This window comes from Streptomyces cahuitamycinicus, from assembly GCF_002891435.1.
Taxonomy (GTDB): domain Bacteria; phylum Actinomycetota; class Actinomycetes; order Streptomycetales; family Streptomycetaceae; genus Streptomyces; species Streptomyces cahuitamycinicus.
Map to the genome: position 1 here is coordinate 1 of NZ_POUC01000299.1, position 10,061 is coordinate 10,061.

Annotated in this window: 9 protein-coding genes; 1 reads left to right on the forward strand and 8 read right to left on the reverse strand. The window is 68.8% G+C overall.

Features of this window, described 5'->3' with window-relative positions; translation table 11 throughout:
- The 4 genes from C1J00_RS30300 to C1J00_RS30315 form a co-directional block, all read right to left on the reverse strand.
- The coding region (locus C1J00_RS30300; RefSeq protein ID WP_245936568.1) for a putative T7SS-secreted protein at nucleotides 1-1,485 on the reverse strand (1,485 nt) is incomplete at its 3' end.
- Nucleotides 1,485-2,162, reverse strand: coding sequence for a hypothetical protein (locus C1J00_RS30305; RefSeq protein ID WP_102912186.1), 678 nt, complete (start codon nucleotides 2,160-2,162; stop codon nucleotides 1,485-1,487). The genes C1J00_RS30300 and C1J00_RS30305, both read right to left, overlap by 1 nt.
- The gene (locus C1J00_RS30310) at nucleotides 2,159-2,728 is read right to left on the reverse strand and encodes a hypothetical protein (protein WP_102912191.1); all 570 of its coding nucleotides are present in this window, start codon (nucleotides 2,726-2,728) and stop codon (nucleotides 2,159-2,161) included. Before C1J00_RS30310 ends, C1J00_RS30305 begins: the two co-directional genes overlap by 4 nt.
- A 1,364-nt stretch (nucleotides 2,729-4,092) precedes the next feature.
- Entirely contained in the window at nucleotides 4,093-4,302 is a 210-nt protein-coding gene (locus C1J00_RS30315) for a hypothetical protein (RefSeq protein ID WP_102912187.1), read from the reverse strand.
- A 987-nt stretch (nucleotides 4,303-5,289) separates the two neighbouring features.
- Between C1J00_RS30315 and C1J00_RS30325 the strand changes: the two genes are divergently transcribed.
- A complete protein-coding gene (locus C1J00_RS30325) occupies nucleotides 5,290-5,502 on the forward strand; it encodes a hypothetical protein (protein ID WP_102912188.1) in 213 nt (70 codons plus the stop codon).
- A gap of 132 nt (nucleotides 5,503-5,634) precedes the next feature.
- On the opposite strand, the gene C1J00_RS30330 is transcribed toward C1J00_RS30325, so the two are convergent.
- From C1J00_RS30330 to C1J00_RS30345, 4 genes are read right to left on the reverse strand one after another with little or no spacing between them, the layout of a single operon-like run.
- Nucleotides 5,635-6,249 carry a GTP-binding protein gene (locus tag C1J00_RS30330; protein WP_102912189.1) on the reverse strand — a complete coding sequence of 205 codons (615 nt, stop codon included), beginning with the start codon at nucleotides 6,247-6,249 and terminating at the stop codon, nucleotides 5,635-5,637.
- Nucleotides 6,197-6,640, reverse strand: coding sequence for a DUF742 domain-containing protein (locus tag C1J00_RS30335; RefSeq protein ID WP_102912190.1), 444 nt, complete (start codon nucleotides 6,638-6,640; stop codon nucleotides 6,197-6,199). The genes C1J00_RS30330 and C1J00_RS30335 overlap by 53 nt, the downstream gene beginning before the upstream one ends.
- 49 nt (nucleotides 6,641-6,689) lie before the next feature.
- Complete coding sequence (locus C1J00_RS30340; protein ID WP_059422253.1) at nucleotides 6,690-7,166, reverse strand: roadblock/LC7 domain-containing protein; 477 nt, start codon at nucleotides 7,164-7,166, stop codon at nucleotides 6,690-6,692.
- Complete coding sequence (locus C1J00_RS30345) at nucleotides 7,147-9,657, reverse strand: sensor histidine kinase (RefSeq protein WP_439333445.1); 2,511 nt, start codon at nucleotides 9,655-9,657, stop codon at nucleotides 7,147-7,149. Before C1J00_RS30345 ends, C1J00_RS30340 begins: the two co-directional genes overlap by 20 nt.
- Nucleotides 9,658-10,061 lie beyond the last annotated feature (404 nt).

The window sequence follows — 10,061 nt, forward strand, 5'->3', positions numbered from 1 at the left end:
GGAGGGAAGCGTGGGGAGGCCCGGGGCCGGGTGCGGGTAGGTGAGGAGAAGGCCGTCTTCGGTGACGAGGACGACTCCCTCCGCGTCGATCTCCAGGCGCTGGTCCAGGGTGGAGGACCAGGAGGGGCCGAACCACCTGCCGTAGTGGTACCCCGACTCCACCCGCCGTCTGAAGACAAGGGGGAGGGCGCCTGGCAACACCACGTCGGTCTGCGGCAGGTACATCTTGCCGGTGGTGAGGTCGACCGGGTCTGTGGGATCGTGCTCGACCTTCTCCCGCGGGTTCGGGGTGTCGTGCTGCTCCGGGTGCTTTCTGGCGGCGTCTGCGGCGCCCTTAGCTTCTCTGCTTGCTGCCCCCTCCATCCCCTCCTTCACCGCGGTTCGCAGCCCGCCGCGGGCCAGGCCCAGCCCCTTGGTGCCGATCAGCTCGGGGATCAGGCGGCCGATGCCCTCGGACGGATCCTTCTTGAAGCCCTCCCACGCGGACTTCACCACGCGCTCGGGATGCGCGGCAGTGGAGACGAGACCGGAGAGCGTCATGCTGACGTTCTGGAGGTATTGGGCGGGGTGAGTGATGTTGTACCCATCGAGAGGGTTGAGGCCTCGGGCGAAGTTGACCAGGCCCGCCCCGCCTTTGACCACACCACCAGCGACGTGGAGGATCTCGGTGTTGACCGCCACGTAGCCGTCCTCGGCGTTGGCCCGGAGGCGGTCCAGGGCGGGCGGCTCGGCGGGCGCGTGCGTGAGGGCGGCCTGGACCGACGTGGCGGCGGTACGACCGGCGTCGTTGCGCTGGCGGCGGGCCTCGGCGAGGACCTCGCGGGCGCGCTTGATGTCTGCGGTGCCCGGATCCTTGAAGGGCTCGGGACGCGGGCCCGGGTCCTCGTCCGTCTTCAGCTTGGCGTTGTAGGCGTCGACGCGCTTGTTGTACGAGTCGACCGCGGCGTCGGAGGCCTTCTTGCCCTTCTTGTACAGGTCGATGGCGTCCTGGGCCTGCCCCTGAGCCCACGTGACCGTGTCCGCGAAGTCCTCCAAAGCCTTGGCCGCCTTCTCACAGGCGTCCGCCGCGTGCAGCCACTTGGTCGGGTGCATGGCGAACTTCTCGCGGAACGTGTCAGCGGCCTCGCCCTTCCAGTGCGAAGAGTCCAGCTTCCGCATCCCGCCGCCGACCTTGTCGAAGGCCTTCCGGAAGTCCTTCAAGTGCGAGGCGGACGCCCGGATGGTGCCCGGGTTGCCGTGGATCAGCTCGTTCGCCTGCTCGGTCTGCCCGAGCTGCTGCTCGCCCGGCGTGGCACCGAGGTCCGAGGCCAGCTCGTCGCCGAAGTCCTCGACCTTGTCGGCCCAGCCCTCAGCCCCGACCTTCTCCAGACCCGCACCGACGAGATCGGTGCCCTTGTCGACGCCCTCACCGACAAGCTCCTTACCCGCCTCCCAGCCGTCCTCAAACTTGCCGAGTCCGCCGTTGACGAGATCACCGAAGCCCATCAACGGCTCTCCTCGCCCTGCTGGGGCTGTGGCTGCTGGGCCCGTTCCTCGGCCGACGGCCCGAACGTCGCGTCCAGGAAGGTCTCGTACTGCTCGTCACTCACGCCCGTTGCCTGCCGGACGTTCAGCGGGCCGGGGATCGGGCCGGCCATCGCCTGCGAAGTCATCATGTCGCGGCTCGCGTCCATCCAGCCCTGCTTGCTGTTGTCCCACGCCTGCTCAAAGGACTCCGCGCTGTATTCCGGGTTCCTGAGGGAGTCCATGCCGGTGCCGGCGATCTGGCGCCAGCCCATCTGTGTGACCTCGTCCTCGGAGGCGTAGGGGTTGCCCATCAGGGAGTTGACGCCGATCTTCAGGGCGCCCTCCACGTACTGATCCGTCTCGTGCAATGTGCCCGCCGACAGGCCCACGTTCTGCGCGAAGAGGTTGCCCTCGATCACGAGGTCGCGCACGCCCCACTCCCAGCGCTCACAGAACGACTTGAAGGCCGAGGTCAGCCCATCGTGCCCCAACTGCAGTCCAGACAGCGCGAGTTCCTCGAAGCCACGGCCGGAACCGGCCATGCTGTCCATGCCGAGCTCCTTCAACTCGGACAGTGTCAGCGTGATGCCCTGCGCGATGGCCTCAAGGCCGACCGCCTGAAGATCCTCGCCGCCGTTGCCTTTTTCACCGCTCACTGCGACTCCTCCCCGTCCGCCGTCTCCGTGTCCACTGCGGCCGCATCCGGCACGATCCCCGTCACCGGCGGGAACAACACGCCGTCCCCGTCACTGCCCACGTCCAGTGCCACCCCGGTCGGCACCCCCGTCGCCCGAACACCGGCATCCAGCAACCGCGCCCCCAACACCCGCCGGTACTCCCACTCCCGCGAGCCTTCACCCCTCGCCATCGCGAACCTGGCCAACGCCGACTCGTCCGAGAACGCGTAGATCCACCGGATGCCGCCGTAGTCCCCGGCCAGCGGGGCCTCATCCTCGTCCAACGGCACGAGTACGGCCGTACGGCGGAACTCACCGAGCAGGGCGGCAAACTCGCGGCGGGCACGGGCGACGTCGTCCGTGCTGCCCGGAGAGGGGGCCACGGAGGTCGGCGATATTACAGCTCCCGTCAGAGGGCCAGGCGATGGCGCTTCAACGCTGTCCCGCGGCGCCTGCCCGACCTTGTCATCCGGGTCAGCGTTCTCCAGGTAGTCGTACAGCCTGGACCTGGACACCTCCGGCCTCTCGCCCCCTCCGTCAGCCATGCCCGCGATCATCACATCCGCATATTGTCGAGCGCAACGCGGACCACAGGCCGTGGCAGGATTTGACTGTCAAGTCGGCGCCGACTCCCGTCCCACTCTGTACAGAGGGCCCGTTACAGCCGTGAGGGCATCAAGAGGATAGCGGTGAGTCCTCGCCAGTAGCGGGTTACAGCGTTGCGTGATCGCTCAGATGGTGCTGGCGTACCCGCTGGAGCGGGGCCGGGGCTGCGGGGCGATCTGTGAGCACCGCCTCCCGGCCGTCAACAGCCCAACGCACGTGCTCTTGCGCGTTCCGGCCACGATCCGGTGATCACGCAGCAGCCTGGCTGCCCAGCCTTGGGAACCGCACGGTCCGCAGCCCAGCGTCGCGGTCACAGCGATCGATGGACGCTTACCGGAAAGACTCAGTGTGGCGGTCGGAGTGGTAGGCGCGCCAGTCCACTCGGTGAAACTGCTCGACGGCGAGCAGGCGGGGAGGCCGGGCGCTCGCATCACATCCGCCCTGAGTGAAGATCAAGTCTGGCGCCGTTCATCAACGACCACCGAATCCTGCTCCGCGTCCGTCGCCGTCACCGCGTCCACGGCCCGGCTGCCCGGTACGCCGTCGCGTCCGCGCGGCCCTTGGTCTTTCCACGCCTCGAGCAGGCGGTCTGCCAGGTAACGGCATTCCGCCACCGGAACGCAGCCGAGCCCACGGGATGTCCGCGACCCTTAGACGAGAAGCCGAGCCTTCGCCTTCAGGTGCCACTCCCCCGTGTCCGCCATCTGGAGCGGATCCGGCTCGTACGCCAGCGGCTCCAGCGCGTGCAGCACGATTTCCTCCGCCTCGCGCCCCCGCCCCGCCCGGCCCGGCCCGGACCCCGTACCGCGGGGAGCCGGACACGGTCCGGCTTGATGCTGACCGTTTGCTGACCCGGATGCCACCATCAGGGCTCTGACCTGCGGAAACACCCAAACGCTAGATCTTGGACTTGAACATAGTACGCAACATCGGGGCACTCCCACCAGTAGGCTCCCTGCCTGCGTTTTTGCAGGTCAAGGGCTGTTTCCACACCCTACAACGAGTCGCATGTTCGGGCAGCTGTCCCCAGGTTTTTCAGGACTCATGCTGACCACTTGCCGACTTTCCTGACGCCCCGTCAGGTAGCCGGGGAAGGCTTCGCCCACTCTCGCGGACCCCACCGTGGCGACGGCCCAAGCCTACGCAGCACCCCCCGAAGGACGTCCGTGATCACCGTCACGCAGACGGTCTGGACGGTAGTCAGGAGCGAAGGCGCTCGACCGGAAGTCGGACCACGCGCCGCCAAGGGACAGCTGGCCCACGCCCCTCGTATCCCGCCTCAGAGGAGGAGGCGCCCACAGCTCTATGAATCTGAGTGGCCGAAGCAGCGCGGCAACATAGCGGCGGATCGCCGGTTACGCGGATCGCCGTCGTACCCCTTCACCTCGCCGAACCGTGTTCCTTCCATCCAGTCCCGCCGCGCCTGTACGATCTCTTCCTGAGATCGCCCGATCCAGTTCCAGAACAAGTGGAACAGGCCTACATCGCCGAGCGGGTCATCGAACAGGGCCATCTCTGAGTCCGGTACGGCGCGTGGGCGGGTGAGGGCCGGCGGGTCGAAGACAGCGCCGTCGGGCCGGCAGTCCTCGGTGCACCAGGGTGCGGCGCTGCCTGGCGAGCAATCGGCTTCCCGGGCTCTCGGCCAGTTCACCGAATCCGCCCCCCATCCACAAGCACACTCACGGCAAGCATCTGACGGTCACGGCACCAGAAGTATCGTCGGCTCCGGCATGCGCGGCCGGGGGGTCGCACCACGCAACCGCGCAGACGATGTTCGCTCGCGGGCGCCGCACCTGCACAGGCCCACCATTCCGGTCACCTCAGACCTGATCCCCACGCTCCCAAGCCTCAGCTTCATGCAGGACCAAGCAACGACTGCTGCCCGATCGGCCCCAGATGACCGAGTTCAACGCAGCGTAGTCAGCACCAAGTCAGCACGGGAGAGGTGAGAACGGGTGATGACATGGGCTTTTAGTCAGCACCAAACCAGCACGGGAGTCAGCACCCTACCTCCAAATCACGCCCGAAGAGTGCAACTCGGACAGCACTCTCGCGGGCTCGACTGGGGCTCTCGTAGGGGCGTCGGCGACGCGGTCATGGTGGTCACACGCACCTCCGTACGCGGAACTATGGTGCCCCACCACATACGCCTCACCTGCAAGTTCCTACGGTATGGCGACACGAAAACGTCCCCGCCAACCGCTTGGAAGTGGTGCCGATGTCCTCCCCCGCGACCGCTCCCCCACCCCCTGCCAGCCTCAAGCGCATCGTCGCCGCCAGCCTCATCGGCACCACCATCGAGTGGTATGACAATTCATTCGATCGAGGCTAGGACCTGCGGTTTTCTATGATTCCGGCCCTCGAAGCCAGCGCGGAACCAGCACAGGGTACGTGGCGTGCTGATTCGGTGCTGGCCGACCTGCGTCGCAGTGCGCTCCATTGCCCTCGACGGCATCCCCACATGGTTGCTCAGTGTCACTAACAGCCTGAGCCGACAGGGATGAGTCAACCGTCCGACGGGGCCAACGCCATGCGGATCGCTGAAGGAGGCGTCACGCCGGCATCCGTGCCGGGCAGCTTCAGCGGGGTCCTCACCGTCGACGTCTTCCGCAACGGCCTGCAACTGATGGGCACCGCCTCCATCTCCCAGACCCTGGGTCACGTCAAGCGCTACGGCCATGTCACCGCTGCCCCGATCGCGAACGCGATCTGACCGACAAGTTCCTTGCCCGCCCGGGGGCGGGCTTGTCCGGGGATGCGGAGTAGAGGACGGGCAGGTCACCGTCATGGTGATAACCGTGGCGTGCGTGGTCGCTGTCCACAACTCCACCGGGCGCGTTCACGCTCAGGGCGCCCCGGCAGCTTCGGCCCGGGCCAGGGCGACTCCCAGCACGACCAGCAGCGCATCGCGGACCGAGCCCGTCTTCCTCGCGTCGAAGACGGTCAGCGGAACGTGCTCGGCGATGTCCAGTGCCCACCGCACCTCGTCGAGGTCGTGCTCGACCTCCCCGTCGAAGGCGTTGACGGCGACCGCGAAGGGGACGTCCTTGTGCTCGAAGTAGTCCACCGCCGCGTAGCAGTCGTCCAGTCGGCGGGTGTCCACGATCACCAGACCGCCGAGGGCGCCCTCCACCAGGTCGTCCCACATGAAGCCGAACCGGTCCTGCCCCGGGGTGCCGAACAGGTACAGCTTGAGCGTCGGGTCGATGGTGATGCAGCCGAAGTCCATGGCGACCGTGGTGCTGGTCTTGCCGGGAGTGTGCGTGAGATCGTCCACTCCTGCCGCGACCTCGGTGATCGCGGCCTCCGTGGTGAGCGGCCGTATCTCGGAGATCGAGCCCACGGTGGTGGTCTTGCCGACACCGAAGCCGCCGGCGATGACCAGTTTGACCGGTGTCGGCGGCTGTTCAACTGGTGTCACGGAGTGTCCCCCGTGAGTCGGGGACGGCACGAAGACCATCGATAACCCTTCGCAGTACGGAGAGATCCTGGGCGGTCCCGGCGTTCGGCCGGAGGACCGCCAGATGCCCTGCGGCACGCAGGTCCTCGGCCAGCACACGGACCACGTTGAGGTGCAGTCGCAGCCCGGCGGCCAGTTCCGCCACCGACTGCGGCCGCCGGCAGGCCGCGACGATGTCGTGATGTTCGAAGGTGAGCGCGTGCAGGACGGAGAGCCCCGCCGAGGTCGACACGACCTGGGTTTCGACCGGGATCGGCAACGCCGCGCCGCCCCCCGACACCCGGCCCGCGGTCAGCAGGAACGGCCGGATCGCGGGGGCACGGCCGGCGGCCGGGTCCGGCGAGCCCCCGGCGTGCCCCGCTGCGTCGTGTGGTGGTCCGCCGACGGCCATCACGATCCCTTTCCGAAGTGCCTATACCCGTGCCCCGGGCGGGGGACGGTCAGCCGGCCGGGGCCGCGCCGACACTGTTCTTCAGCTCCAGCACCAGCTGGGGGGTGAGCGCGGCCCCGGCCCGGTTGGCGAAGAGAGTCATCTCGTAGGCGATGTTGCCCAGCTTCGCCTCCTTGGAGGTCACCACTCCGAGGACGGCGCCGCAGCCGATGGCCGACACCAGCACATGGCCGCCCTCCAGATCGATGATGACCTTGTTGAGGCTGCCGAGCCCATAGTTGCCGGAGGCGCCCGCGGCGAGACTCGTCAGGCCGGACACGATCGCGGCGAGCCGCTCGGAGTCGGCGTGCTCACGCAGTTGGGAGACGGCGATCAGCAGGCCGTCGGACGACACGGCGATGGCGTCGACCACACCGGCGGTTTCCGTGGCGAACCGGTCGAGGAGCCAGGTGAAATCGGCCGCGGCGGCTCGCAGATCGGTGGGTTCCGGCCGCTCGGAACTGCTGTCAGCTGTCGACGTGGTCACTGCCGGACTCCTTCTGGGATTGCTGATGGTGCGATGGTCCTGGTCTCGTCCGGGCGTGAGCACTGTCCTGCTCTGCCCTGCGTACGGCTGCCTCGAACTCGTCGAGCTCCGAGCGGACGGCCTCGGCGTCGGCGGGATGCCGCACCGTCGGTGTCCCCCGGTCCGCCCGCGAAGAGGTCGTGGCGAGTGTCGCGCCCCGTACCCGCCGCCGCAGCGGCCGTGAGTCCTCTGCGGCGCGCTGTTCGCCCGAGGCCGCCGACCGCTCCGTGTCGGCGTCCTCGGCGGTTCGTTCCGCGGTGGCCGGTCCCGCGGCGGTGCGCGCCGGGAGGCGCCGGGGAAGCGCGTCGTGCGACGAGAGGGCCGCCGACCGCTCGGTGACACCGGTGGCGGAGACCGGTGCGCGCGACGGCGCGGGCGTGGCGGTCTCCTGCCCGGGCCTCACCGGCAACGCCGCCACGGCTCCGATCGGGCCCGTGTCCACGGGCTGCTCGGGGCCCTCGGGAGTCATGGTCAGCAGGAGCGAGGCGGGGATCCAGACGGTTGCGGTGACCCCGCCGCCCGGCGTACGGCTCAGCGACACGCGCACACCCCACCGCCGGGCGAGACTGCCGACCGCGAAGAGGCCGAGCACCCTGGTCGGCACGAGGTCGAGCCGTTCCCGGCGCACAAGCCGGGCGTTCTCCTCGGCGAGGCGCTCGGCGCTCATGCCGAGGCCGTGGTCGATGACCTCGATCAGCGCCCCGCCGTCCTCGGTGACGTCGGTCCCGGGGCGGACGGCCACCTCGACGGGCGTGTGGGAGGGTGAGAACGCGACCGCGTTCTCCAGCAGTTCGGCGAGCATCAGTGTCAGGTCACCGACGATGTCGGGCGCGACGGTGACCTCCGTCTCGGGCCGCAGAGACACCCGCTGGTAGCCCTCGATCTGGCCGAGCGACGCCCTGATGACGTTGGCCAGGGGGGTCGGCCGGGCCTCGACGCCGGTCTCCCGGATTCCGGCGAGCAGCATCAGGCTGTCGGCGTTGCGCTGGAGACGTACGGCGATGTGGTCGATGCTGTACAGCCGTTCGAGCAGTTCAGGGTCGGTCTCCTCGCGTTCGACGGTGTCGATCAGCATGAGCTGACGCGTCGTCAGGTTACTGACCCGCCGGCCGACGTTGCCGAACATCTCGGCGACGTTGCGCCGACTGAGCACCTGCCGCTCCAGCAGTTGGGCGGCGGTGACCTGAACCTGGTTGAACGCCTCGGCCAGTTCGCCGATCTCGTCACGGACCGGGACCGGGATCGACCTCGGCCGCAGGGGGGTGCTGTCGGCGGACTCGTCGTCGGAGACCCGGGCGAGTTCCTCGCCCGCCACGTCGACCACCTCCTGGGCGGAGTGGGTCAGCGCTTCCAGGGGCCGCACGACCGAACGCCGGATCAGGACGCAGAAGGTCAGCCAGGCGGCGAAGCCGAGCAGGGTCAGCCCCAGCAGGTAGACGGCGTTCCGCAGGGCATCCGCGGAGACGGCGTCGGCCCTGGCGGCGGTCTGCTCGATCAGCGACCTGGTGATGCCGAGTCGGGCTTCGGACTGCCGGGTCCCGTCGGTGATCGCCTTGCGCAGCTGCGTCGGCGTCTGTCCCTGCAGGGCCCCGGGATCGATCTGCAGCTCCGCGAACCGGGCTTCGACGCCGTACCGTTCGGCACTGCGCCGCATGCCGTCCATGCGCAGGACCTGCGCCGGCGTGGCGATGCGCTCGAACCGGTCCAACTGGTGGTCGTAGAGCTTGCGAGCGCCGACCGCCCGGCTGTACTCGGTGAGGGCGTTGGCGTCCCGGGTCTGGGCGGAGAACACGGCGCTCTCGAAGGCCGCGTGGGACGCGTCGGCACGCAGCACCGTGTCCAGGAGTGTCACGACCGAGGACGACGAGGTGCCGGCGTAGCGCCCCAGGCCGATGCCGTCGATCAGGAACTCGACCGCGGAGGCGTACGCCGGGTCGATGTTGGCGGCGGGGACGTAGCCCCGTTCCAGCTTCTCGCGCAGGACACCGAGGCCGCGGATGTAGTCGAGCGCCTGCGCCTCCTCATGCGGCAGGCCGGAGGCGAACGCCGAACGCACCGCGGCGGCTTGCGCGTCGGTGCTCCGCTGGGCCCGACGGTAGTCGGTGGTCGGCGGCAGTGGGGCTCCGGGGCGGGCAGAGTCATACTGCACGGAGAGCAGGAGCGCCTGCCGGTGTTCGGCCTGTACGTCGCTGATGAGCTGCGCGACCTGTTCACTGTCGCGCACCAGGTCCGCGATCCGGCCCGCGTCCCGGGCCTGCCGCACCTCGCCATAGGCGCCGACCCCGAGCAGTACGCCGACGACCGCGATGGGCGCGATCACCAGGACGTTGAGCTTGCGCCGGAAGGGCCACCGGTCGACAACGGTCGCCGCCGTGCGGCGAAACCGCGGAGTCCGACGGGCGTGTCTGGGCGGGTCCGGTGCGTGCGGCGGGTTCCCTGTGGTGGCGGACACCCGGGCCTCCTTCGACGTGTTGCTGAGCGCTGACGGGGACGCCGTGTTCACGGACCGCCGACCGGCCGGCACCGGACGGTGACACTTTCGCGGCCTTCATCGCTGATAGGAACGAAGGGATCGCGCCAGGTGTCCGGAACCAGTTGGGCGAGAGTACCGCTTTTACCATGACATGACAAAGTTTGGGTCATAAAGAATCAATGACGGAATACTTGCGAAGTATCTCCCAAGTGCAATGCTTCGCCCGATGATGCGCTCGGGCACGCGCTGCTGCCTCGCACCCGGGCCACCGCCGGGCATCGCCGCCCGCCGGCCGCACGGGCCTCTCCTCCCGTCGCGAGTCTGATCCTCACGACAGCGGCCGGGCGCGGAACCGTCGCCGACCCCACGCCTCGCCTCCCCAC

What these genes read in the sequence shown, in the direction of transcription:
- C1J00_RS30310 (WP_102912191.1), bottom strand. Translation starts at nt 2,728, where the DNA reads ATGGCTGACGGAGGGGGCGAGAGGCCGGAGGTGTCCAGGTCCAGGCTG.
- C1J00_RS30315 (WP_102912187.1), bottom strand. Translation starts at nt 4,302, where the DNA reads ATGGCCCTGTTCGATGACCCGCTCGGCGATGTAGGCCTGTTCCACTTG.
- C1J00_RS30325 (WP_102912188.1), top strand. Translation starts at nt 5,290, where the DNA reads ATGAGTCAACCGTCCGACGGGGCCAACGCCATGCGGATCGCTGAAGGA.
- C1J00_RS30330 (WP_102912189.1), bottom strand. Translation starts at nt 6,249, where the DNA reads ATGGTCTTCGTGCCGTCCCCGACTCACGGGGGACACTCCGTGACACCA.
- C1J00_RS30335 (WP_102912190.1), bottom strand. Translation starts at nt 6,640, where the DNA reads ATGGCCGTCGGCGGACCACCACACGACGCAGCGGGGCACGCCGGGGGC.